At 53.8% G+C, this 23,687-nt stretch carries 26 protein-coding genes; 19 read left to right on the top strand and 7 right to left on the bottom strand.

Annotation, left to right across the window (positions count from 1 at the left end):
* Nucleotides 1–191 precede the first annotated feature (191 nt).
* Entirely contained in the window at nt 192–725 is a 534-nt protein-coding gene (locus tag V6U78_RS08795) for a hypothetical protein (protein ID WP_405339503.1), read from the top strand.
* On the opposite strand, the gene V6U78_RS08790 is transcribed toward V6U78_RS08795, so the two are convergent.
* Nucleotides 720–1,400, bottom strand: a complete 681-nt coding sequence (locus tag V6U78_RS08790) for a hypothetical protein (protein WP_405339501.1) — start codon at nt 1,398–1,400, stop codon at nt 720–722. The genes V6U78_RS08795 and V6U78_RS08790 overlap by 6 nt on opposite strands.
* Nucleotides 1,401–1,640: 240 nt before the next feature.
* Nucleotides 1,641–1,961 (bottom strand): ComEA family DNA-binding protein, encoded by a 321-nt coding sequence (locus V6U78_RS08785; RefSeq protein WP_405339497.1) that lies wholly within the window; start codon nt 1,959–1,961, stop codon nt 1,641–1,643.
* Between the two features lie 254 nt (nt 1,962–2,215).
* Between V6U78_RS08785 and pyrF the strand changes: the two genes are divergently transcribed.
* Nucleotides 2,216–2,914, top strand: a complete 699-nt coding sequence (gene pyrF, locus V6U78_RS08780; protein ID WP_405339495.1) for an orotidine-5'-phosphate decarboxylase — start codon at nt 2,216–2,218, stop codon at nt 2,912–2,914.
* Here the strand turns inward: pyrF and lapB are convergent.
* Genes lapB through V6U78_RS08765 form a run of 3 tightly spaced genes read right to left on the bottom strand, consistent with a single transcriptional unit; the run spans nt 2,892 to nt 4,704 of the window.
* Nucleotides 2,892–4,073 (bottom strand): lipopolysaccharide assembly protein LapB, encoded by a 1,182-nt coding sequence (gene lapB, locus V6U78_RS08775; protein WP_405339493.1) that lies wholly within the window; start codon nt 4,071–4,073, stop codon nt 2,892–2,894. The two genes, pyrF and lapB, sit on opposite strands and share 23 nt — an antisense overlap.
* Nucleotides 4,074–4,081: 8 nt before the next feature.
* Entirely contained in the window at nt 4,082–4,402 is a 321-nt protein-coding gene (locus V6U78_RS08770) for a LapA family protein (RefSeq protein ID WP_405339491.1), read from the bottom strand.
* 5 nt (nt 4,403–4,407) lie between these two features.
* Nucleotides 4,408–4,704 (bottom strand): integration host factor subunit beta, encoded by a 297-nt coding sequence (locus V6U78_RS08765; protein ID WP_405339489.1) that lies wholly within the window; start codon nt 4,702–4,704, stop codon nt 4,408–4,410.
* 267 nt (nt 4,705–4,971) lie between these two features.
* On the opposite strand from V6U78_RS08765, the gene V6U78_RS08760 reads away from it, so the two are divergent.
* The gene (locus tag V6U78_RS08760) at nt 4,972–5,283 is read left to right on the top strand and encodes an FAD assembly factor SdhE (RefSeq protein WP_405339487.1); all 312 of its coding nucleotides are present in this window, start codon (nt 4,972–4,974) and stop codon (nt 5,281–5,283) included.
* Nucleotides 5,243–5,656 (top strand): hypothetical protein, encoded by a 414-nt coding sequence (locus tag V6U78_RS08755; RefSeq protein ID WP_405339485.1) that lies wholly within the window; start codon nt 5,243–5,245, stop codon nt 5,654–5,656. The genes V6U78_RS08760 and V6U78_RS08755 overlap by 41 nt, the downstream gene beginning before the upstream one ends.
* A 91-nt stretch (nt 5,657–5,747) precedes the next feature.
* Here the strand turns inward: V6U78_RS08755 and nadB are convergent, their stop codons facing one another.
* Nucleotides 5,748–7,352: an L-aspartate oxidase gene (gene nadB / locus V6U78_RS08750; protein WP_405339483.1), complete on the bottom strand. Its 1,605-nt coding sequence runs from the start codon at nt 7,350–7,352 to the stop codon at nt 5,748–5,750.
* Nucleotides 7,353–7,613: 261 nt separating this feature from the next.
* Here nadB and rpoE point away from each other — a divergent pair, with 261 nt between their 5' ends.
* The 13 genes from rpoE (at nt 7,614) to V6U78_RS08685 (ending at nt 21,315) form a co-directional block, all read left to right on the top strand.
* Nucleotides 7,614–8,192: an RNA polymerase sigma factor RpoE gene (rpoE, locus tag V6U78_RS08745; protein ID WP_405339523.1), complete on the top strand. Its 579-nt coding sequence runs from the start codon at nt 7,614–7,616 to the stop codon at nt 8,190–8,192.
* A gap of 159 nt (nt 8,193–8,351) precedes the next feature.
* Nucleotides 8,352–9,050: a sigma-E factor negative regulatory protein gene (locus tag V6U78_RS08740; protein ID WP_405339481.1), complete on the top strand. Its 699-nt coding sequence runs from the start codon at nt 8,352–8,354 to the stop codon at nt 9,048–9,050.
* Nucleotides 9,051–9,085: 35 nt separating this feature from the next.
* Nucleotides 9,086–9,535: a SoxR reducing system RseC family protein gene (locus tag V6U78_RS08735; protein ID WP_405339479.1), complete on the top strand. Its 450-nt coding sequence runs from the start codon at nt 9,086–9,088 to the stop codon at nt 9,533–9,535.
* 42 nt (nt 9,536–9,577) lie between these two features.
* Nucleotides 9,578–11,020, top strand: a complete 1,443-nt coding sequence (locus tag V6U78_RS08730; protein ID WP_405339477.1) for a DegQ family serine endoprotease — start codon at nt 9,578–9,580, stop codon at nt 11,018–11,020.
* A 118-nt stretch (nt 11,021–11,138) separates the two neighbouring features.
* Nucleotides 11,139–12,950 (top strand): translation elongation factor 4, encoded by a 1,812-nt coding sequence (gene lepA / locus V6U78_RS08725; RefSeq protein ID WP_405339475.1) that lies wholly within the window; start codon nt 11,139–11,141, stop codon nt 12,948–12,950.
* 66 nt (nt 12,951–13,016) lie between these two features.
* Nucleotides 13,017–13,862, top strand: coding sequence for a signal peptidase I (gene lepB, locus V6U78_RS08720; protein ID WP_405339521.1), 846 nt, complete (start codon nt 13,017–13,019; stop codon nt 13,860–13,862).
* Nucleotides 13,863–13,869: 7 nt separating this feature from the next.
* Nucleotides 13,870–14,547: a ribonuclease III gene (gene rnc / locus V6U78_RS08715; protein ID WP_405339473.1), complete on the top strand. Its 678-nt coding sequence runs from the start codon at nt 13,870–13,872 to the stop codon at nt 14,545–14,547.
* Nucleotides 14,544–15,455: a GTPase Era gene (era, locus tag V6U78_RS08710; protein WP_405339471.1), complete on the top strand. Its 912-nt coding sequence runs from the start codon at nt 14,544–14,546 to the stop codon at nt 15,453–15,455. The genes rnc and era overlap by 4 nt, the downstream gene beginning before the upstream one ends.
* Before the next feature lie 17 nt (nt 15,456–15,472).
* The gene (gene recO, locus V6U78_RS08705) at nt 15,473–16,288 is read left to right on the top strand and encodes a DNA repair protein RecO (protein ID WP_405339469.1); all 816 of its coding nucleotides are present in this window, start codon (nt 15,473–15,475) and stop codon (nt 16,286–16,288) included.
* A 21-nt stretch (nt 16,289–16,309) separates the two neighbouring features.
* Nucleotides 16,310–17,041, top strand: coding sequence for a pyridoxine 5'-phosphate synthase (pdxJ, locus tag V6U78_RS08700; protein ID WP_405339467.1), 732 nt, complete (start codon nt 16,310–16,312; stop codon nt 17,039–17,041).
* Nucleotides 17,042–17,066: 25 nt separating this feature from the next.
* Complete coding sequence (locus V6U78_RS08695; protein ID WP_405339465.1) at nt 17,067–18,422, top strand: AmpG family muropeptide MFS transporter; 1,356 nt, start codon at nt 17,067–17,069, stop codon at nt 18,420–18,422.
* Nucleotides 18,423–18,433: 11 nt separating this feature from the next.
* Nucleotides 18,434–20,365 carry a hypothetical protein gene (locus V6U78_RS08690; RefSeq protein WP_405339463.1) on the top strand — a complete coding sequence of 644 codons (1,932 nt, stop codon included), beginning with the start codon at nt 18,434–18,436 and terminating at the stop codon, nt 20,363–20,365.
* 17 nt (nt 20,366–20,382) lie between these two features.
* A complete protein-coding gene (locus V6U78_RS08685) occupies nt 20,383–21,315 on the top strand; it encodes a ketopantoate reductase family protein (protein WP_405339461.1) in 933 nt (310 codons plus the stop codon).
* Here V6U78_RS08685 and rfaH read toward each other — a convergent pair.
* A complete protein-coding gene (rfaH, locus tag V6U78_RS08680) occupies nt 21,281–21,769 on the bottom strand; it encodes a transcription/translation regulatory transformer protein RfaH (RefSeq protein ID WP_405339459.1) in 489 nt (162 codons plus the stop codon). The genes V6U78_RS08685 and rfaH overlap by 35 nt on opposite strands.
* A gap of 168 nt (nt 21,770–21,937) precedes the next feature.
* On the opposite strand from rfaH, the gene V6U78_RS08675 reads away from it, so the two are divergent.
* Both V6U78_RS08675 and V6U78_RS08670 read left to right on the top strand, forming a co-directional pair.
* Nucleotides 21,938–23,140 carry a glycosyltransferase gene (locus tag V6U78_RS08675; RefSeq protein ID WP_405339457.1) on the top strand — a complete coding sequence of 401 codons (1,203 nt, stop codon included), beginning with the start codon at nt 21,938–21,940 and terminating at the stop codon, nt 23,138–23,140.
* Nucleotides 23,094–23,666, top strand: a complete 573-nt coding sequence (locus tag V6U78_RS08670) for a phosphatase PAP2 family protein (protein ID WP_405339455.1) — start codon at nt 23,094–23,096, stop codon at nt 23,664–23,666. Before V6U78_RS08675 ends, V6U78_RS08670 begins: the two co-directional genes overlap by 47 nt.
* Nucleotides 23,667–23,687: the final 21 nt, after the last annotated feature.

Below are 23,687 nucleotides of genomic sequence, written 5' to 3'. Positions count from 1 at the left end.
CCTCAAAATGCTCATTTACTCCGTGTAAACTCCGCTTTTTCGATCAATTTCGTCTTGCCTGACCTGCGCTCATGACGTTGATCAGAGGTTTCCTAAGCACCATTTCCATGGAGTGATGATCTTTAGGTGAGCATCAAGCGGGGTCGTTAAGGTGAAGCGGCTCAATTATTTTGGACTATGAGGCAGTGTGGATGTTGGATCAAGCATCAGAAACAGCGGTTTTGTCATTGTTGAAGTGGCAGGAGCAAGGGTTGATCATGTGGCCGATGGATCTTGAGCTTCAACTGCCTAGCGCAGTAGAGGGGGCAGAGAGCTTAGCTGCTTGGCTGGGTCGTGAGGTGCGATGGCAAGGCGGTGATCAGCTCATCCAGTTTGGTCGTGATGGTACAGGCTCGCTGTATTGTCTCTGGTCCTACTCTGATTTGAAGGGGCCGCCGCCGGTCGTTTTTCTCGGTTCAGAAGGTGAGCTGGATCATGTGGCTGAATCGGCTGAGCATTTTGTGCGTTATCTTGGTGCTGGTTTTGATTTTGGCTTTGGTGGATGGTATATGATCGGCAACTTAACACCCACTGAAGCACAGCGGCGACGCCAGCTGCAAGCTGAAATCGAGCCATGCTATGGTCCTTTAGAGGTGCAGCCTGATCAGCTAGATCAACAGCAGTTAGCTGGCCCTCACCCCTGTTTTGCCCGCTGGGTTGAAGCGGTGAAGGCTGCGCCTTTATAGCAAACGGTAGTGCTGGAACAGCGCTTGGCGCACCTCTATTTGAGTGATGTTTCGAGAGGCCGCAGGCATGCCGTAGAGCTGTAGGCGGCGGCCTTGATCTTGAATCTCAACATCACAGAGCAGGCTGCGGCTGACTGTTGGGCTGCGTCTGTTTCTGTGCGTGATCCACTCACAGTCTAGATGGATCAGAGCATCACTGGACAGGGTGCGTGAGGACAAGCTTGCACTGGATTCAAACCAAGTGACAGCGAGAACTAGAGCCAGCACGGGTAAGCATAAGAAACTGTAGCCTTCGAGTCTTGTTTGATAGCGCAAGGCAAGCCAAGGAATCACAAGCAGATTGGCAAGGATCAGATAAAAGGATGTATCGCGCCCGAGCATCAAGGCTAGGCGTGTATCACTCAGGGCCAAAATCAGCGCAGGGCCAAGCACCAAAATATAGACGATCACCGCACAGCCAAGACGCGTGCCAGGATGGCGTGCAAACAAGGCCAGTAAAACCAGAGCCGTGCCGATATAAGTGAGTGCAAAGATAATCGGTAGGAGGACAGGGGACAAGGCCACCATAAACAAGACGTCGCTTGCGGCCCCTAAGGCGCTGAGTAACAGCAAGCTTGAGGCATACAGAGTGCTGAGCAGGATAAAGCTTGTCCAAGGCGCATTGAGTGCGCACATCAATAGTGCTATGAGCCTCTTGTTGATCCATCCGCTGATGTGATGGATGGGGGCGATGAGTCGAAGATCTGACTTGGGCAGCTTGGTGGAGGCCGCGTCAACAAGTGGCGATTTGGGGGCTAGCATAGATGGGGCATCACAATAATCTGAACTGAAGAGGCCAGTTTAGCATAATCACGCTAGCAGCGGGATGGCCTGCGCTGATCAGCAGCAGGCCGAGTGGTTGAATGGGCTGTTGAGCTAGAAACTAATCAGAGGCTCGAGGCTCTGCAGTATGACTGGGCCGATACCACGGACTTCGAGCAGCTGGTTGGCATCGGTCAAGCCGCCGCGTTGTTCGCGCAGCTCAATAATAGCCGCTGCACGACTAGGGCCTATCCCGGGGAGGGCCGTGAGTTGTTGCAGGTCAGCCTGATTGATATTCAACCTTTGACTGGCTTCAATCACGTTTTGTGTTTCTTGCTCAGTGGGTGGAGCAGCATGCGCCAAGCTGAGACTGCATAGAAAGAGTAACCAGAAGAGTCGAGCACAAAGGGATGAGGAAACAGAGAGTCCTTGCATAACCTACTCCTTGAGTGGATAAATAGATCACCACCGATAAGGTGCCGCAACTGCACGGCATCCTTGCCAGCGGTTTTTCCAGTTTAGATCAGTAGGCCCATTTGTCCAGAATCGAGTTGAAAGCAGTGAAGTGCGGCAGAAAAAGCTGAGGCGAACCAGTCTCGGCGATCAAGCTGGTATACTGTGGCCTTGCGATCTGGGGGCGGTTTGTCCTCTGGGTCATCCCGACCAGCTTGTTCAGTGAAGAGGTGAGAATGAAGGATCTAAGCCCTGTTATTGTGGCGTTAGACTATGCGGATGCCGCTTCTGCTTTAGCGATGGCAGATCAACTCGATCCACGCTTATGTCGTGTGAAGGTAGGTAAAGAGCTTTTTACCCGTGCAGGGCCAGAGATCCTCAAGGCTTTACATGCGCGTGATTTTGATGTTTTTCTCGATTTGAAATTTCATGATATCCCGAATACCTGTGCGCAAGCCGTTGTGGCAGCCGCAGAGCAGGGAGTGTGGATGGTCAATGTTCATGCCAGTGGTGGCATCAGAATGATGCAGGCAGCCAAGGAGGCGCTGGATCAGCGTGGGTTAAAGACACATCTGATTGCTGTGACCATCTTGACCAGCATGACCCAAGAAGAGTTAGCCACTTTGGGTGTGAGCAGCTCTGTTGAAGAGCAGGTACTACGTTTGGCGCGTTTGACTCAGCAAGCAGGGCTCGATGGTGTCGTCTGCTCTGCGCAGGAAGCGCCCGTGTTGCAACAAGAGCTGGGGGCAGGTTTTTTGAAGGTCACACCGGGTATTCGCCTGCCAACCAGTGCCGAGGATGACCAGCGCCGGATTATGACACCCGATGCCGCGATGGCTGCAGGCAGTACCCATCTGGTGATTGGGCGTCCTATTACCCGTGCACCCCATCCGGCGGAGGCTGTTCAAGACATTATTCGCCTTCTACGCCCTTAATCGGCTGAATACTGCCCCATTGGCGACATTTGGGGCATTGCCAATAGAGTTGCTGGCTTTGAAAGCCGCAGCTCTGGCACTGGTGCTCAGGCTTATGGGAGAGTAGCTGCTGGGTCAAATTATGCAAAGTCAGCAGATGCGTGCGCTCTGCGCCCGCAGCTTGATGAAGATACAGATCGATCAGGTAGTCCACGCCGCGCAGTGAAACCTGATGGCGCATATGGTAATCCATCTTCTCGAGAGCCAGTTGATGCTGGTTCTGTTGGCACAGAGTTTCTGCTAAACACAGCAGCACAGAGGTGAAGGGATGGCGTTCAAGCAGCTTCTCCAGTGTTTCGACTAGCTCTTGCGGCTTGTTGAGCTGCTGATAGGCATCCACCAGCGTTTGTAGCATGGTCGGGATGTAGTTGGCATCCTGTTCAGGAATACGCAACAGCAAGCGTATAGCTGCTTTAGGGTTGCCGCTGTAAAGCTCGAGCTGTGCCATCAGTAAGGTTGAACGTACACAACCGCTATCAAAGGCAAAGGCTTGTTTAAGCTGCTTGCGTGCAGCGGAAAAGTGGCGTTGCTGCAAAGATTCGGCGGCCAGTTCGCATGCATAGTGGGCTGCGGCGCGGCGCAGTGGTGGCTTATGGCGAAATAGCTCATTGGTCAGGGTGTGGATGGCCTTGTACCACTCCTTCTCACGCTCAAACAGATCCACCAAAAGCAGGCGGCTTTCAAGTGCCAGCTTGCCATTTTGTTCTACCAGCTCAATCAGAAGTCGCTCAGCACGATCCAGTAATCCGGCAGCCATAAAGTCTCTGGCCAGTTCCAGCTGGACACGCTCACTCTGCTCTTTGGTGAGGCTGGGGCGTGCAAAAAGATTCTGGTGAACGCGGACCGCACGATCAGATTCGCCACGACTGCGAAATAAATTGCCCAGCGCGATGTGCGTTTCAATGGTTTCCGAGTTGACTTCTAGGGCGCGAACAAAGGTATTGATCGCCGCATCAGGCTGCTCATTCAGCAGGTAATTGAGACCAGTAAAGTAGTCTTGACTGAGTTGCGGCAGACTACCTGGTGGGGGAAGACGCCGTCTTTTTTCTCGTCGCCCCATCCACCAGCCTAGGGCCAGCGCAACAACAAGAAGAAGGAAAACAATAAGTTCAAGCAACATGGCTGCGTTTAGCTTAAGGGGTACTGGTCATAGGACTTTAAACTCAAGGTGCGCAGCTGATGAAGTTCTTTCTGGCTGAGTTTGAGCTCGCGTTGTAATTTGGCTTTTTGAGCACGACTTTTGATGGCATAGGGCAGAATCAGCAGCCATCCAATCAGTGTCCCGATCAATACTGCGCCAATAATGATCAGCGCTAGGCTGGCTTCTGGCAGCGTAAAGATCAGCAGATCGAGCGTGACTAAGGTTTGGTTGCGGATTGAAAACAGCAAGCCGAAAACGACGCAAGCCAGTAAGACAAGTGAGAAAGAAAGACGCTTGATCAAGAGCATAGTCGCTAGTAGCCTCGCTTGGCGGCCGCGTTAACCTGATCGCGCAGTTCCTTGCCGGGTTTAAAATGCGGCACATACTTGCCTTCTAACTCGACTGTCTCGCCTGTTTTTGGATTGCGTCCACGGCGAGGCTCACGAAAATGCAGCGAAAAACTGCCAAAGCCGCGGATTTCGACACGACCACCTGTCGCCAGATGGTCAGTGATGTGATCCAGAATCAACTTAACGCCCAACTCCACCTGCTTCATGCTGAGGTTGGTTTTTTTCATGGCGATTTGTTCAATGAGTTCCGATTTGGTCATGCACATCACTCCATGTGTGAGACGGGAGCTTGGCCCGCTGAGCTTAGAGGTTCAGTTACCTGAGTTAGCATAGTGAGCTTTCGTCTTTTAGACAATAGGTATTCGGCACTCTTTAGTAGGGCTAAACATTTGTTTGTGCAGTCATTCTTACTCAGAAAGTGTGCCAAGAGTTGAACCACCCGCTTTGACGATGATGCGAGGCTTGGTTTTCAGGCGGGTTGCGCTTAGACTGAGCCTCTTCTTCTTTTGGCTGAAAAGGTTCTTGGTATGATGTCTGAAGCACAAGTGATGGCGGGTGAGTCGAGCGCAGAAGCCAATCGTCGGCGTTTGTACTGGCATAGTCGCCGTGGAATGTGGGAGCTGGATTTGCTGCTGATTCCATTTTTAGACCAGTGCTATGATCAGCTGGATGCAGAGCTACAAGCGGATTATCAGCGCTTGATTACATTGGAAGATCAGGATCTGTTTGGTTGGTTAATGCGCCGTGATCAGCCTGAAGATCAGACTCTGATGCCGATTATTGACAGGATTGTCGCGCATGCCAGAGAAGGCGATTTGGATCAATTTAAAGGCCTCTAGACTGGCAGGAGTTTGGCTGCTGACTGCCGGATTGCTGCTGGGCAGTGTGCTCTGGTTGCAACCCTGGTCTTGGGCGCGCTGGTTGATTCTGCCGCTCTTGGTGCAGCTGAGCGTGTTCTTCTATATAGGTTTTGGCCCTGCGGCGCCGGTGGCCTTGTGTTTGCATCCGCATCAGCTTGAAGTGTTAAACCGTCAAGGTGAAATCCACCGGTTGGCATCAGTGCCTTGTTGGGTCAGTTTTCTCTGGATTGCTTGGCGTCTCCCTTGGGCGCCTTATGCCTGCTGGCTGCTTTGGCCTGATGCCGTCACGCCAGCAGAGCGCGCCGCGCTACGACGCTGGATCTATACCCAGCGCGCTGGGCGTCCTTCTTGAATACAGCGATGCTGTTCGCTGTATGCTGTCCTTGCCCTTTCTGTCACTGTGATCTTCCTGCGTACGACCCAGCTAAGACTGCACGCCAGAATCACCAGCGATCTGGTGTCAGTAGCGTGTCTCGTGCTTCCGGCGCTGGTGCAGGGTAGTCAAGCGTGAAATGCAGTCCACGACTTTCTTTGCGTAGCTGCGCTGAGCGAATGATGAGTTCGGCCACGGTGGCCAAATTACGCAATTCCAACAGATCCCCGCTGATGCGGTAATTAGAATAGTACTCATGGATCTCAGATTGCAGCAGTTGAATGCGATGTGCTGCCCGTTCAAGGCGCTTATTGGTGCGCACGATGCCCACATAGTCCCACATAAAGCGTCTTAGCTCATCCCAGTTATGGCTGATCACCACGTCTTCGTCTGAATCAGTGACCTGAGATTCATCCCAGGCTGGAAGTGCTGGTGGCGGGGCCAGCTGTTGGATTTTGCTGCGCAGATCTTCAGCCGCAAAACGGCCATAGACGATGCATTCAAGCAAAGAGTTGCTTGCCATACGATTCGCGCCATGTAAGCCAGTAAAGGCGCATTCGCCGATCGCATAGAGGCAGGGGATTTCCGTCTGACCATAGGCATCCGTCACAATACCGCCGCAAGTGTAGTGGGCGGCTGGAACAACAGGCAGAGCTTGCTGAGTGATATCGATACCTAGCTCAAGGCAGCGCTGGTAGATCGTTGGAAAGTGGCTACGAACAAACTCTGGATCCTGATGGCTGATATCCAGATAGACGTGATCCAAGCCGAGTCGCTTCATTTCATGATCAATCGCGCGTGCAACGATATCGCGTGGTGCCAGTTCCGCACGCTGATCAAAACGATGCATAAAGCGCTGACCGTCAGGCAGCTTTAAGTGTGCACCTTCGCCTCTTAAAGCTTCGCTGATCAAAAAGCTGCGCGCCTGAGGATGGAACAGGCAGGTGGGGTGGAATTGATTGAACTCCATATTGGCGACAGAGCAACCGGCTCGCCAAGCCATAGCGATGCCATCGCCTGAGCTGGCATCTGGGTTGGTGGAGTAAAGATAAACACGGCTGGCGCCCCCAGTGGCGAGAATCACCGCCTTGGCCCCGATTGGGCTGACTTCCTGGCTGGCCAGATTGAGCACATAGGCACCCACGCAAGCCTCTTCAGCCAGGCCGAGCTTGTGGCGCGTGATTAAATCAACGGCCAGGTGCTGCTCAAAAATATCGATCTGCGGATGCTGGCGTACCTTGTGAACCAGCGTTTCGACCAGTGCACGCCCTGTGGCGTCATCGGCATGGAGGATGCGGCGATGGCTATGGCCGCCTTCACGCGTTAAGTGATAAGGAAAGTCGAGATCTTCGTGCTCATCGGCGGGTGTGAATGGAACGCCCTGATCGATCAGCCACTCAATGCTGGCGCGACTGGCAGCGACGACCCGCTCGACGGTATGGCGATGGCAAAGCCCAGCGCCTGCGCTGAGGGTGTCTTCAATATGAGATTCAGCTGTATCGGTTGGGTCAATGACGGTCGCAATGCCGCCCTGGGCCCAACGGCTGGAGCCATCACCCAGTGCTGCTTTGCAGATCAGAGCAACGCGGGCGGTATTGGCGAGCTCTAGGGCGGCAGTCATGCCGGCGGCACCACTGCCAATAATCAAAATGTCATAGGAGCGTTGCTCTGGCATCAAAATGGCTTTCCTTAAGTCAAGCGAATGAGTTAATTTGAGCGCCCATCAGACTTCTGGACTGGGCGCTCTCATGCTAAGGTATAGGGCTTTGAGTTCAGCTGGCAAGTTTTTCGTGCTTGATCCAAGAAGTCAATCTTCAGGTTTGGATCAAAAAAAAGAAGGGCGCAGAACATAAGCGCCATCAAGGTCGGAGTCGATCACAAGTCAAGGTGATCGCATGCAGGGTAGTGCGCTCAATATAAAGCGGGGTTCCTGATGATAAGCGCTAGGGAAACGGATCAGCGACTAGTAGAGCGAGTGCAAAAGGGCGATAAACGTGCCTTTGATCTACTGGTAAAGAAGTATCAACACAAAATCATTGCACTCATCGGGCGCTATGTTCAAGACTCGCATGAAATGCAGGACGTCGCACAGGAGGCTTTTATCAAAGCTTATCGTGCGATAGGTAGTTTTCGTTCAGAAAGTGCTTTTTATACTTGGATGTATCGGATTGCCATTAATACCGCCAAAAATCATCTGGTGGCACGGGGTCGACGCCCTCCAGGGACAGATGTCGATATTGATGATGCCGAGGTTTATGCCTTGCAGATGTCGGATATTGCCACGCCAGAAGCGCAGGTGATGCGCGATGAGTTAGAGGCCAAGATTTTTGTCACCTTGGAAAAGCTGCCACACGATTTACGCACGGCGATCACCCTGCGTGAATTTGAGGGGCTCAGCTACGAAGAGATCGCCGAAGCGATGGAATGTCCGGTTGGCACTGTGCGTTCGCGTATCTTTCGAGCGCGTGAAGCGATAGATGTAGCGATACGTTCACTCACCGAGGCGCGCTCTTGATCGCAGGCGTCGTTTGATCTAGATCAAAGGTGTGTATTTTTTAAGGTTTTTTACATGAGTGGCAAAACCAAACCGCGCCGCGCTTGTCTATCAAGCACAGGGGTTTGAGTGGCTCAAATCCAGATGGCGGTGCAGACAAGGTGAAAAGAGGTTGAAAGTATGACGGAGAAGCTACATCAGTCGTTATCGGCTGTAATGGATGCTGCTGACGATGATCTAGAACTACCGCGTTTACTGAATGCGATGCAGTCTTCTTCTGAGCTGCAAAAGGAGCTCAGCGAGAAGTGGCGACGCTATCATCTGGTGCAAGGCATCATGCGCGGTGAGATGCGTGATCTACCCCATGCTGAGGTGGCGCAGGTCGATTTGTCGGCGCGAATCATGCAGCAGCTGGCGCTTGAAAGCGGTGATCAGGTCTATGATAGCCGTCTGGATGCTCCCGCAGTGGCCTCAGCAGAGGCTGTGACAGCGGCTGTTGCGCAGGATAAGGGGAGCTGGTTTCGTGGTGCTGCCTTGGCGGCTTCCGTGGCGGTTCTGGCGATTACTGGCGTGCAGCTGGTTAATTTGCCGCAGGGGCCAGCTGGCTCGCAGGAGCTGGTGAGTCAGCCACTTGAGCCTCAATCGATTCAGCATTCAGCGCCGCCTAGCTTGCAACTGGTCTCAAGCCAGCCTTTGCGTCTGGCACCTGTGCAGGGCTACGCACCGCCGCAGCGTTTCCAGCTGGTCAGTGAAAGTGTCGCGCCTGAGGCCTATTCGCGTATGCGAGTGATGGAGGAAGAAACAGCGCCAAGTTGGAGTTCAGGTCAGCTTCAGTCACCGGTGAACTTCTTCTGGACGTCGCCTGCGACTGAGCCTTGATGCACCCATGAGATCGCACCCATGAGATCGCACCGATGACAAGCCAGATCACACAACCTGCCCGCGTAACAGCCCGCTCAGGTGATCGGGTTCAGTTACAGCCTGTGGCGGTGCAGGGCTGCCAATCCTGCCAATTAGCAGGAGGTTGTGGTCAGGGGGTTGTCGCGCGCTGGCTTAAAAAAGCCCCGCCAGTGATTGAGTTACCTGCACCTGCCTCTGTGCGCGTGGGCGATCTGGTTGAGCTGGGCGTGTCGAGTCCAGCGCTGATGCGTGCCGCTGCTTGGCAATATTTGCTGCCATTATTCTGTGCGCTTTTCAGTGTTGTGCTTGTTGATGCGCTGATGGCGCCTACACTGCTGGTGCAAGCGCTTGCTGCCTTGCTGGGCTTGGTGCTGGGTTTGGCGCTGGCCGAGCGTTGGGCTGCCAAGGTGCAGCTGGAATTAATCTTGCCGAGCGAGCCGCTTGTTCGCTCTTCTCCTTCCTGAAAATTTGACTGATCCTAGGTTCACTATTGGAGTCATCAGCAAATGAAAAAAATATCCTTGCCTCGCTTTTCCTTGTTTTTTGCTTGTTGGCTACTTTTTGCTTATCCCGTGCTGGCCGTTGATCGTCTGCCTGATTTTACTGAACTGGTCGAACAGAGCGCGCCTGCGGTGGTGAATATCAGTACTGTGCGTGGTCAGGTACAGCGTCAGGCGCCGCTCGCACCGCCAGGTGATTTTCCCGATCTGTTTCAGCACTTCTTTGGTCAGCCTCCCTTTGGTGGGCAGCCTTTTGCGCAGCCTGGGCCACAGCGTCAGCGCCCCAGTCGTCAATCACTCGGCTCTGGATTTATCGTCTCGCAGGATGGCTATATCGTCACCAATCATCATGTGATTGAAGGCGCGCAGGAAATTCTGGTGCGCCTCAGTGATCGGCGTGAATATCAGGCGGAGTTGATCGGTAGTGATCCAGCAACCGATCTGGCGCTACTCAAGATCGAGGCTGAGGATCTGCCAGTGGTGCGTTTTGGCGACTCTGAAAACCTGCGAGTGGGCTCCTGGGTGCTGGCGATTGGCTCTCCTTTTGGTTTTGACCATTCGGTGACGGCAGGGATCGTCAGCGCCATAGGTCGCTCTTTGCCGAATGAAACCTATGTGCCCTTTATTCAGACCGATGTGGCGATTAATCCGGGTAACTCTGGTGGTCCGCTGTTTAACCTGCAGGGTGAGGTGGTCGGTGTGAATTCGCAGATCTATACCCGTTCAGGTGGTTTTATGGGGCTGTCTTTTGCGATTCCCGTGCAGGTGGTGGAGCAGGTGGTGGCTCAATTGCGTGATGATGGTCGCGTGGTGCGTGGCTGGTTGGGTGTCGTGATACAAAATATTGATGTGCATCTGGCTCAGTCCTTTGGTCTGGATCGGCCACGCGGCGCTTTGATTGCTCAGGTTGATCCACGCAGCCCTGCTGCTGCGGGCGGATTGCAAGCTGGTGATATCGTGCTGGCGGTCGAAGGGCGCGGCATCGAGGTCTCCTCTGATCTGCCGCCCGCTGTTGGTCGGATACGCCCTGGCGAGGCTGGGCAGTTCCGCGTGCTGCGTGATGGCGCTGAAATCGAACTGCGCATTCAAGTCGGCGAGCGTCCAGATGATTCTCAAGGGCAGCGCAGTGCAGGTCGGGCCGATCCCAAGTCTGGCTTGGTGCTGATTGAAGATCGTCTTGGGCTGACACTCAGTCCTCTTTCGGATGCTCAGCGTCAGCGCTGGAATCTGGAAGCCGGTTTAGAGGTCACTCAGATCGATTCCAGCGGTTTGGCTGCTCAAGCTGGTGTGCGTCGTGGTGATATTCTGGTGTCCTTGGCAGGCCAATCCATCACCAGTTTAGAGGTGTATCAGCAGCTGGTAGAGCAGCTGCCTGCTGGACGTGCTGTCCCATTGCGCTTAGTGCGTCAGGGTAGTCCACTCTTCGTCGCGATTTATATCAGCGAATAGCAGCGGGTTTATTTCCCCTGCGCCGCCGAATCAGTTAGACTTTGGCGACTTTTCAAGGCAGTCCGATCAGGCGCGATGCCGTGATCGGGCTTTCTTTTTGTGATGACTTCTTTCTCGGATGCAGGTGAACGTGAGCCCAATTAAGCATATCCGCAATTTTTCAATTATTGCCCATATCGACCATGGTAAATCGACGATTGCCGATCGTTTTATCCAATTTTGTGAAGGTCTTTCAGATCGTGAAATGAAGGAGCAGGTCCTGGATTCGATGGATCTGGAAAGAGAGCGGGGTATCACGATCAAGGCACAGAGTGTCACACTGAACTATGCCTCCTTATCAGGTGAAACCTATCAGCTGAACTTTATCGATACCCCCGGGCATGTCGACTTCTCGTATGAGGTTTCACGTTCCTTGGCCGCTTGTGAAGGCGCGCTGCTGGTGGTCGATGCCGGTCAGGGTGTTGAAGCGCAATCTGTTGCCAACTGCTATACCGCGATAGAACAGGGGCTCGAAGTGGTGCCTGTGCTGAATAAGATGGATTTGCCCCAGGCCGATCCTGAAAAAGTGGCAAAGGAAATCGAAGAAATTATTGGCATTGATGCCACGGATGCGGTGCGCTGCTCGGCCAAAAGCGGCATAGGGATACAGGATATTCTTGAGCGCTTGGTCCAACAGGTCCCACCGCCTGAAGGGGATATTGAAGCCCCCTTACAGGCATTGATTATTGATTCCTGGTTTGATAACTACCTAGGCGTTGTTTCTTTGGTGCGGATTAAAAATGGCACCTTAAAGAAAGGCGATAAGATTTTGATCAAATCGACAGGCAAAACCTGGGATGCCAATGGTGTCGGCATTTTTACGCCCAAGCGTGTTGAAACTGGCTGCTTAAAGGCTGGTGAAGTGGGTTATCTGGTCTCGGGCATCAAGGAGATTCATGGTGCGCCAGTGGGTGACACCATTACCCATGCCAAAACGCCTGATGTTGAGCGCCTGCCTGGTTTCCAAAAGGTGAAGCCTCAGGTCTATGCCGGTCTCTTCCCTGTGTCCTCAGATGACTTTGAAGACTTCCGCGAGGCGCTGGATAAGCTCTCACTGAATGATGCTTCCTTGTTCTATGAGCCAGATAGCTCCGAAGCCTTGGGTTTTGGTTTCCGTTGCGGCTTCTTGGGCATGCTGCATATGGAGATCATCCAAGAACGCTTAGAGCGCGAGTATGATCTGGATCTGCTGACGACCGCGCCAACGGTGGTCTATGAAGTTGAGATGAAAAGCGGTGAGGTGGTGTATGTCGATAATCCTACGCGCCTGCCTGATCCTGCTGGCATTGCCGAAATGCGCGAACCCATCGCACGCTGCACGATTTTGACGCCGCAGGAGATGGTCGGCTCGATCATTACCCTGTGTACTGAAAAACGCGGTATGCAAAAAGATATGCAGTATCTGGGGAGCCAAGTGCAGCTGGTTTACGATATTCCAATGGCGGAAGTGGTCCTGGATTTCTTTGATCGCCTCAAATCAGCCTCACGCGGTTTTGCCTCGCTTGAATACAGCTTTGATCGCTTTGAAGCAGCTAAGCTTGCCCGTTTGGATATCCTGATTAATGGTGAGAAGGTCGATGCGCTGGCATTGATCGTGCACCGTGATTTGGCTGCCAACAAAGGCCGTGCGCTGGTTGAGAAGATGCGAGAGCTGATTCCACGCCAAATGTTTGATGTGGCCATTCAAGCGGCGCTTGGCGGTCAGATTATTGCGCGCTCAACCGTCAAGGCGCTGCGCAAGAACGTACTGGCCAAGTGCTATGGTGGTGATGCAACGCGTAAGAAAAAGCTACTTGAGAAGCAGAAAGCGGGTAAAAAACGGATGAAGCAGGTCGGCCGAGTTGAGATTCCCCAAGATGCCTTCTTGGCGGTCTTGCAGGTCGATAGTTAGTGGTGAGCCGAGTGGGGCGCGCTACCCTGCTCGGTGTTCATAAAGGAAGGAAGAGTTTTGATGCATATCGATTTTTCTCTGGTGTTGGTGCTGGCGACCTTGTTCAGCGGGGTGGTCTGGGCGCTCGACCGTTGGGTGTTGCGTCGTCAACGTGCTGCGGTGCAGGCAGAGGGTAAAAAGGCAGAGCCAGGTTTGGTTGTGGAATACTCCGTCTCTTTTTTTCCTGTCCTGGCTTTGGTTTTGGTGCTGCGCTCCTTTTTGTATGAGCCTTTTCAGATTCCCTCCGGCTCGATGCTGCCGACACTGAAAATCGGTGATTTTATTCTGGTCAACAAGTACAACTATGGTGTGCGTTTACCGGTCATACACACCGAGGTGATTCCAGTTGGGCGACCTGAGCTAGGCGATGTGGCCGTGTTTCGCTATCCGCTTGATCCACGTTTGAACTATATCAAGCGGGTTGTCGGTGTGCCGGGAGATCGTATTGCCTACCGTAATAAAGAGCTGATCGTCAACGGCCTGCCCGTTGAGCGTCAATTGTTAGAGCGTCATCCGCGTGAAGCACCGAGTGAATGGTTATGGCAAGAGCAGCTCGGTGAAGTCAGCCATCAGGTCTATAACTTTCCTGAGCGCTACTATGATTTTCCTGAAGTCGAGGTGCCAGAAGGTTTTTATCTGGTGATGGGCGATAACCGTGACCATAGTAATGACAGCCGTTTTTGGTGTGAAGGTCAGCCGCATGCTGAGCAGGGTTGCTTGATTATTCCCGAATATTTTAACCAGCGTGGCGAGCCTCTAGTGATGGGCTTTGTGCCTGAAGAGGCTTTAGTGGGCCAGGCCGTGGCTGTCTGGATGCACTGGACAGGCTTTTTTAATTTACCAAGCTTCCGTGATGTGAGGCTGATTAAGTGAGTGTTTTGTGAGACAAAATCTGACCGCTTTAACCAGAAGTCTGGGGCATGAGTTTCATGATCTCAACCTGCTGGATCTGGCGCTCACCCATCGTAGCTATGGGCAGCAGAACAATGAGCGCCTTGAGTTTCTAGGCGATTCCATCGTGAACTTTATTATCGCTGAGGATCTTTTTCATCGCTTTCCTCAGGCGCGTGAAGGCCAGCTCTCACGTTTGCGTGCCCGTCAGGTGAAGGGTGCGACGCTGGCTGAAGTGGCGCGTGAATTTGCGATCAGTGATTATCTGCGCATGGGATCAGGTGAGCTCAAAAGTGGCGGCTATCGTCGTGATTCGATTCTGGCCGATGCGCTGGAAGCCATTATAGGTGCGATTTATCTGGATGCGGGCATGGATGTGGCGCGCGAGCGGGTGCGTAGCTGGTTCCAATCCCGTCTTGAGCAGATGTCGCTGGATGATACGCAGAAAGATCCGAAAACGCGCTTGCAGGAGTTTCTCCAGTCTCGCCAGCGGCCGCTGCCGCGTTACGATGTGATACAGGTTGAAGGTGAGGCACATGCGCAGATGTTCACTGTAGAATGCTGCATCGAAGAACTCAGTTACCGCCCTCTCGGGGTGGGATCCAGCCGTCGCATTGCTGAGCAAGAAGCGGCGCAGAAAGCTTTACAGGCCCTGGAGGTCAAATGACAAGCCAAGCAACACGTTGCGGCTATATTGCCTTGGTTGGTCGCCCAAATGTGGGTAAATCAACCTTAATGAATCGTATTCTGGGGCAGAAGATCAGTATTACCTGCAAAAAGCCGCAGACTACACGCCATCAGATTCTGGGGATTGTGACAGAAGGCCAGACACAGGCCATCTATGTGGATACCCCCGGTATGCACCTTGCTCAAGGCAATCGCGATAAAGCCATCAATCACTATATGAATGATGCTGCCGCGCAGGCGTTGCGTGGAGTCGATCTAGTGGTGTTTTTGATTGATCGCACCAAATGGACAGAAGAAGATGAGCTGGTGTTAAAGCGCTTAGAGCATTTAACCTGTCCAGTGGTGTTGGTGATTAACAAGGTGGATTGGCTGGAAGATAAAAACAGCCTGCTGCCTTTTATTGAAGAAGTCAGCCAGAAGTACGCCTTTCACTCCATCTTCCCGATTTCAGCCAAGCAAGGTACTCAGGTTGATGAGCTGGTCGCCAGTCTTGAAGCTCAGCTGCCAGAAGCGCCATTTTTCTTTCCTGAAGATCAGGTGACGGATCGCAGTGCCCGTTTTCTAGCTGCTGAACTGATCCGTGAGAAAATCATGCGCCAGCTGGGCGAAGAACTGCCCTATGCCGTGACAGTGGAAATCGAGCGCTTTAAGCAAGAAGGCCCAACGCTGCATATTCATGGCCTGATTCTGGTTGAGCGTGATGGGCAGAAAAAAATCCTGATTGGTGAGAAGGGCAGCCAGCTGAAAAGCATAGGTCGGGATGCGCGCCTGGATATGGAAAAGGTATTTGAAAGCAAGGTGATGCTGAATCTCTGGGTCAAGGTCAAAAGCAACTGGTCAGATGATGACCGAGCTTTAAAGAGCCTTGGTTATACAGGGCTGGACTAGCCTGATAGGCCATGGTCTTGTCCACGCCAGCTTCAGATCTTGATGCAGCCTGGTTGTTGCATCAGCGTCCCTATCGAGAAACCAGTGCCTTAGCCTGGTTTCTGACGCTGGATCACGGGCGAGTGGATCTGGTCGTGCGCGGAGTACGTAGTCGCCAAAGTCGCTATCGTGCTCTGCTCCAGCCTTTTACGCCCCTTCATCTGAGTTGGCGCGGCCGTGGCCAGCTGACAAACCTCCATCTTCTCGAAGCCTCCGGCTCTCCCTTGTGGTTTCATGGTGAGCCGCTGGTCTGTGCTCTGTATGCAAATGAATTGCTGAGTCGTTTACTGCCTGCAGACCTGCCTTGTCCTGCTATTTTTCGTGAGTACTCTTTGCTCTTGCATTTGTTGACAGAAACAGAGCAGCGTGAACCGGCATTAAGACGCTTAGAGCTGGCGCTTTTGGCGTTTTTAGATCAGGATCTGCCGCAGACAGATCGCGACGGGCAGCCCTTGAGGCCTGAGATCTTCTATAGCTGGGTACATGAACAGGGCTGGCAGCCAGTGCATCAGGAGGCAAGCGCCTCCACACCCTTGGTGCTGGATGGTGCGAGCCTCTTGGCGATCTTAAAAGATGACTGGCGTGCGCCAGCGACCCGTCTGGCTGCCAAGAAATGGACACGCTGGCGTTTGCAGCCGCTGCTGGGTTCGCGTCCCTTGCAAAGCCGTGCGCTCTTTTATCAGCTCGCCTCCTCAGCTGGGCGTGCCACTCATCAAACCGAACAGACTCAAGCTAGACAGACTCCAGCGGAGCACAAGCCCTGGCCTGCTGCTGCGCTTGGATCATCACAATGACTTTTGATAAGGAAGTGGGTTATGTACAGTCAATCAGCCCGACTGGGCGTCAACATCGATCATATTGCGACTTTGCGCCAGGCCCGAGGCACACGTTATCCAGATCCCGTACTGGCAGCACAGATTGCTGAGCAGGCTGGGGCTGATGGCATCACGCTCCATTTGCGTGAGGATCGACGTCATATTCAAGAAAGAGATGTCGAGCTGATTCAGCAGGTGCTGCAAACCCGTATGAATTTTGAAATGGCGATCACGCCTTTTATGCTCAACTATGCTGAAAACCTGCGCCCAGAGCAGGTGTGCCTGGTGCCTGAAAAGCGCGAAGAGCTGACCACCGAAGGCGGCCTTGATGTGATCAGCCAGTTGGATGCGGTGCGCGCGGCTTGCACACGCTTACAGCAGGTGGGTTCAGAGGTGTCTTTATTTATTGATCCTGACCCAGCGCAAATAGAAGCGGCCTTGGCGGCAGGAGCACCGGTCATTGAGTTGCATACTGGCGCTTATGCCGAAGCCAGTGGCGCAGCCCAGCAGCAGGAGTATCAGCGTTTGCGTGAGGCGGCTCGCTTTGCTCACCAGAAGGGATTGATCGTCAATGCTGGGCATGGCTTGCATTATCACAATGTGCAGCCGATTGCAGCCTTGCCTGAAATTCATGAGCTGAATATTGGGCATGGTTTGATCGCGCACGCCCTGTTTGTTGGCTTGGCAGCGGCGGTCAAAGAGATGAAGCAGTTGATCCGTGATGCTCGCTAGCCTTGCATTCGGTTAAGACGTCGCGATGATCGCCTTGCAACGTTGGATCGGGCCTTATCTGGATCGACGCATGTTGATCCTGTTATTGCTCGGTTTCGCCAGTGGCCTACCGGCACCGCTGGTGTTCTCCAATCTGTCTCTTTGGTTAAGAGAAGTCGGCGTCTCACGGACAGAAATCGGCCTCTTTGCCTTGGCCGCCACCCCTTATGCCATCAATTTTCTTTGGGCACCGATGCTAGATCGTGTGGCCCTACCTTGGCTCACGGCGCGCTTTGGGCGGCGGCGCGGTTGGGGATTATTGATTCAAGCGCTGCTGATTGTCGCCTTGTTGCTGCTGTCCTTGGCTCGGCCAGATCAAAATCTAGCCTGGATGGCGATGGCGGTGCTCTTTGTGACCTTCCTCTCGGCGACGCAGGATATCGTCATCGATGCTTATCGGGTCGAAATTCTTGAGCCGCATCAGTATGGTGCAGGTTCGGCGATGGCGGTCTGGGGCTGGCATCTTGGCGGCACGCTTGTGGGTGCGGCGGGTGGGCTGTATCTGGCCGCGCATTTTGGCTGGCAGCTGGCTTATCAACTGCTGGCCTTGAGTGTGCTGATCGGGATGATCACCTTGTTGTTGAGTCCTGAGCCGCGCGTGCAGCAGGTGATTCTCGAAGAAGAGGCGCAGCAGCGTGCTCAAGTGGCTGGCTGGTCCTGGTTGCCTCAACGGATGCGGCATCTGTTGACGCCGCTCTATGTCAATCTGGTCGCGCCCTTTGCCGAATTCACCCGCCGCCGTGGTTGGTTGTGGATTTTGGCGTTTATCTTTATCTTTAAGCTTGGTGATGCTCTCCTTGGGCGCATGGCGAATGTCTTTTATCGTGACCTCGGTTTTTCCTTGGTGGAGATCGCGCAGGTTGCCAAGGTGTACGGGCTGGCTGCGATGCTACTCGGTGTGGCCTTGGGGGGTATTTTGGTGGCGAGGGTGGGTATTCTGAAGGCGCTGTTGATTTCTGGACTGGCGACCGCTACCACCAATTTGACTTATAGCCTGCTGGCCTACTCTGGTCAGTCTAGTGTTGTTTTTGCGCTGGCAGTGATCGCGGATAACCTGACTTCTGGTTTGGTAACGGTGGCCTTTGTGGCCTATCTCTCCAGCTTATGTAACTTAGCTTATACCGCCAGTCAGTATGCGATGCTGGCATCCTTGGGTAATTTGGCACGCATCTGGTTTTCGGCCTCCAGTGGTTGGATGGTCGATCAACTCGATGGCGATTGGGGTGTCTTTTTTATCCTCACCGCCGTGATTGCCTTATTGGGGCTGCCGCTGCTCTGGGTATTAATGCGCTATTTTCCGCTTGAGCCTCAGCCCCATCAGGCACGGCAAGAACAAGAATGAGGGATCAGGTCATGGGTTTTTGGAGCTGGTTGCGCCGCGTAGCAAGCCAGTGGCGAGAAAAGAAAAAAGAGCGCGCGGCTCAGCGGGCGCGCGTGTCTTTAGATCGTGAAGGCAACGAGAAAAGAGAGAGATTTCAGCGCATTGTGCATTCGACGCACTGGACGCGAAGTCTTTTGTATATCGTGTGGACAGCGGGTCCGGTCACCTTGATGGGCCTGTTTGGTGGTTATTATATCGCCTTTGGTCGCCCGCCACCGGCGCAAAACATGCTCTACTTTTTTATCTTCTCGCTCTTATCGGGCACCATCGCTTTCTTTGCCAAGATTGTGTATGACGTGGTGCAAGGTCATGTCAAAGAGCAAGATGAGCTGGATATGAGCGAGGCGATTGATAAGCTGGCTGATCTGATTCTGGCCGTCAATGATTTGATCGTTGGTAGCTTTGAAGAAGGGGAAGCGCGTCAGCGCGAAGCGGCATTGCAGCTGCTGCGCCGTGTCGATTTGACACCAGATGGAGTGGCTTTTGCCGCACAGGAGCTCACCGGAGACAGTGAGCTGGCCAAGATTCTCGGCCGTATTGATACCTATCGTCGAGCGGGTCTGTATTCGCGAGTGCGTGATCTGAATCGCCAGTATCGTGAGCGGATTGAAACCGCTTTAGAGTGGTTGCAGGCTGTGTCACCTCAGGCGGTGACGGTGCTGCGCGAGCGCTTTAGTGGTGAGCCGCCTCAGCTGGAGCGTGGTGTACCGCGTGATGAGTATTTTATTGAACGCGTTCTGGCGGCCATTGAGGAAGACAACCTGTTTCTCATGACCTTGCAGGATGTCGAAGAGATGCTGATTCTCGCCTTTGAGCTGATCAATGGGCGGGAAATTCCGATGCTGATCTTTAGCTATTCGGGGCAGTGGAAGCTGGCACGCGCGCTGGATCAGCTCGAAGAAAAACGTAGTCATTATCGCATTGCACAGGCCAGTGGCAGTAACCGCCTACGCGCCTTGGCCAGTTTTTTGGTGGAAACGGATGAGGCCACCCACGAGCAGCTGCCTAATGGTCTGGCTGCACAAGAGCTGGTGGCAAGGGTGGAGGCGATTCTGGATCAGCTGGCCAAAGAGGTGTCTGAGCTGGTGCAGGGCGTACGCTACTATGGCGTGCCGATGAGCAGCCAACTGCGCGCCAAGGTGGATGTGCTGGCGCGTTCTCTGGCCTTGTATAAGGCGGCTCGTCAAGGCTATCAGCAGCTGGGTAAGGCGCATGTGGCCTTGCTCGAAGCCTCAGAGGAGTGGAATGAGCTTGCTCATCGTTTTGGTGATGATGCTAGTCAGCTGCAACTGGGGCCAGGTCGCCGGGGTTTGCGTATCCTAGAAAAAATGGTCTGGCTGACCGAAGAAGAAAAACTGGCGGTTTGTCAGCATCTGGTGGCCTACCTGCAAGGTGAAGAGCTAGAAAAGCGTGGCCGCCGTTTCTTTACTCGTCGTGATGGGCGCTTGCGGCCGCTGACGCTGGAAGGTGCGCGACAACTGGCCGTGGAAGTGGCACTTGCGCTTGAGCCTTATATCCATTTGAGTCGTCCGGCAGTGCAGCGGGGACTGAATGCCTCGAATGCCACCTATCTTGGCGGGTTGGAGCCCAATATGAGCGCGGCTGAAAAAGCGGCTTTGGGCAGTGCAATGGCCAAGGAGGTGCAGCAGGATATGGGGCAGGCGGCAGAGCGTCTGGCGGTGGCTTTGGTCAAGCACTATCGTGTTGATCTAACAGAAGAAGCGCGCGAGTTCCTGGTGGAAGCCTATGGTGCTCGGCCGCAGACGCTGGAGCTGCTGGCCAAGCATGAGCCCAACTCAGGCAATGGTCCGGTGAGTTTTTTGAGTTTGCGTCCGCCGATGGTTGCAGCACCCAAGCGAGAATGGTATCGCGCATTGATTAAAGCACGTCAGGTCTTAGGTTAATGGTGACGAGGTTGAGGATGAGTGAAGCAGCCGTGTTTGTGTTAGGAGCAGGTAGTCTGGGCTTGCTTTATGCCAGCAAACTGGCCAAGGCCGGTCGCCCTGTGACCTTGCTGGTGAAGCCCAATCAGGCGCAGGCCCTCAGTTTGGGAGTGAGCCTCAAGGCGTCGGATGCCAGCCTGCCTAAGCGGGTTTTTGTTCGTCTGATCAGTCAGCCCTATGCGGATCTTTCTATTGAGCGTCTGATTATTGCGACTAAGGCCGGACAGGTGCTGAGTGCTCTTGAACCTTGGAAGCCACACCTGAGCGCAGACGCACAGATTCTGATGCTGCAAAACGGGCTGGGGAGTCAGGCGCAGGTGGCCGATCAACTGCTGCCAACACAGACTCTCTTGGCGGCCAGCGTCACAGAAGGGGCCTATAAAGAAACGTCGACCTGTGTTGTGCATGCCGCGCGGGGCGAAACGCTTCTAGGGCGTTGGTCTGGGCCAGATCAGCAAGCTGAAAAGACTTGGGAGAGTCGTTTGACCATTGCTGGCTTGCAAGCGCGTGTCGTGGATGCCATTCGTCCTGTGCTCTGGCATAAGCTGGCGGTGAATGCCGTGATCAATCCGCTGACAGGCTTGCATCGGGTCGCGAACGGTGCCTTGGCTTCGCGTGAATTCCAGCCTCAGGTACAGGCCTTGTGTGGCGAATTGCAGCAGGTCTTCAAGCGTTTGGGTATTCCAGAACCTGAAGGTGGGTTGCTGGGCCGAGTTGAGCAGGTTATCTACGCGACAGCCCAGAACTTTTCTTCGATGTATCAGGATTTACAGGCAGGGCGTCAGACAGAAATCGATTTTATTACTGGCAGTCTGCTGAAGGCCGCCAAGCCGCTGAAGCTTGAACTGGCCCATCATCAGCAGCTCTATGAGCAGGTTAAGCAGGCTGAACGGCATTCACCTTCAGTGTGATGCGCTGCTCTTTCTGGAGTAGTTCCAATAGCAAGACCACCCGATCTTCACCCTTGGTGCAGGCCAGAATGGCATCCAGTCCCTGAAAAGGGCCGGAGGTGATGCGCAGCTTCTGTCCAGGGGTGTAGAGGTGCTGGGTTGTGCTCTGTTGGGGCTGCTGTAAGGATTGAATCAGCGCATCAGGAACCTGTACTGGCTCCTGGCCAAAACTCAGCAGCTTCAGAACGCCTCGAGTCGAGCGAATCGGCCGCCAGTTATCGCTGGTACGGCAGAGTTGAATGAACGCATAGTAGGGAAACAGCGGTTCTTCCTGATAAGTCAGGCGTCCACGCTTGACCTTCTCGACCTGTAAGGTTGGATGAAAGACGATATAACCTTGAGCCTCTAAATGCTCAACTGCACGAAATGACTCTTTCGCCTTGCATTGAATTGCATACCAGCTGCGTTGGGTCATTGGATCTCCTTATAGCAATCGGCCACACCTTAGCGATTCATCCACTTTTAAGCAAGTGCTGATCTGTCTTGTTGCAGCGGCGCTTGGCGTCATCTGAACGTCAAGATTTGTTGATCAGTTTGTCACCTCCAGCCGTCATTCTGCCAGAAACGGCCAGCAGAGGTGAGCATGCATCTAGGGTTGATTACCGAAACCTACGCGCCAGAAACCAATGGTGTCAGCCATACACTGGGACACTGGGTGCAAGGATTAGAAGCTCAGGGGGTGCAGATCGATCTGGTGCGTCCTCGCTTAAAGGATCAGGCCTTACCTTCAGGGCAGTGGCCTAGCCTGGCTGCTGCGCTGCCTGGTTATCCCGGCTTGCAATTTGGCTGGCGCTTGCCTCAATCCGTCAGAGCCCACTGGGCCAAGACACCGCCTGATCTGCTTTATATCGCGACACAAGGGCCCTTAGGGCTGAGTGCGCTACGCTATGCTCGCCGTCATCAGATTCCGGTTGTGGCGGGTTATCACACTCACTTCGCCGACTATCTGCCCGCCTATCGTTTGGGTTTTTTGCAGCGTCCGGCGCTGCGCTATCTACGTTGGTTTCATCAGCAAGCAAAGTGCACCCTGGCCCCCACTCAGCCTCAGTGTCAGCTGCTGCTCGAGCAAGGTTTTGAACGGGTGCTCTGTCTAGGACGGGGTGTGGATACGCAGCTGTTTCATCCTTATCAGCGTTCATGGATGCTGAGGCAAAGGCTGGGCCTGAATGCACAGCAGCTGCTGGTGGGCTATGTCGGCCGTTTGGCGGCAGAAAAAAACATGGATCTTCTGCTCTCCTCCTTTCAAGCGATACAGCAGGTGCGCCCAGATGCTCGCCTGCTTCTGGTGGGGGATGGCCCGATGCGAGCCGCTGTCCAGCAGCGCTGCCCACAAGCGATCTGCGTGGGTCTACAGCAGGGTGTTGAGCTAGCACGTTTTTATGCGAGCTTGGATCTGATGCTCTTTCCGAGCTTGACGGACACCTATGGCAATGTGGTGGCCGAAGCCATGGCCAGTGGTATCCCTGTGCTGGCCTTTGATCGTGCCGCAGCAGAGGTTTTGATTGAAGATGGGGTCAATGGGCGCAGCGTGGCTGGGCCGAGCAGCTTGGGTGATCCAGCAGAGCAACAGGCCGCAGCGGCGCGTTTTCAGCAGGCGGCGCAGCAGATGGCTGCTGAGGCAGGTCGCTTGCCTCAGCTTGGGCAGGCCGCTTATCTGAGCGTACAAGCCCTGAGCTGGGAAAGCATCCACCAGCAACTCTATCAGCTCTTGAGTTCTGTATTGAAGAAGGAGAAAGATGATGAGCATCAAAAATCTTTTTGTTCTGCAAGGGCATCTTTGGACTGAGCGCTTGGGTGCTATGGATTCCTCAATGAGCTGGCGTTGTAATGTGATCGGCCAGAAAAAGCTGATTAAGTCTTTTTTTCGCTTCATTAGCCGCCTTGGAGATGGATATTTCTGGCTGCTCTGGGTGCTGGTTTTGCCTTGGTACTATGGTTGGAACGGCCTGTTGTTCAGTGTGCAGCTGCTGCTGACGGGATTAGGCGGTGTGCTGATCTACTGGATGATCAAGCGCACAACCAGCCGCCTGCGTCCCTGTGAGGCCCACCCGCATATCGAAGCCCACCTGCCTCCGCTTGATCGATTTAGCTTTCCCTCTGGTCATACTCTGCATGCTGTTTGCATGAGTTGTCTGCTGGTGGCCGCTTTGCCTGCGCTCTGGCCTTGGTTGGCAGTGATTGCGCTGCTGATCGCCCTCTCGCGTCTGATTCTTGGGCTGCACTATCCAAGTGATGTGCTGCTGGGTGCTGTTTTAGGCTGGGGCTTGGCAGAACTGAGTCAAGCACTGCATCTGCCTGTGTTGACCAGCTAGGCCGCCTTTGATGCGCTAGGG

The organism is Marinospirillum alkalitolerans (assembly GCF_045055655.1).
Taxonomy (GTDB): Bacteria; Pseudomonadota; Gammaproteobacteria; order Pseudomonadales; family Halomonadaceae; genus Marinospirillum; species Marinospirillum alkalitolerans.
The sequence above is the reverse complement of the archived record's forward strand: the minus strand, read 5'-3'. Positions and strand labels throughout refer to the sequence as shown.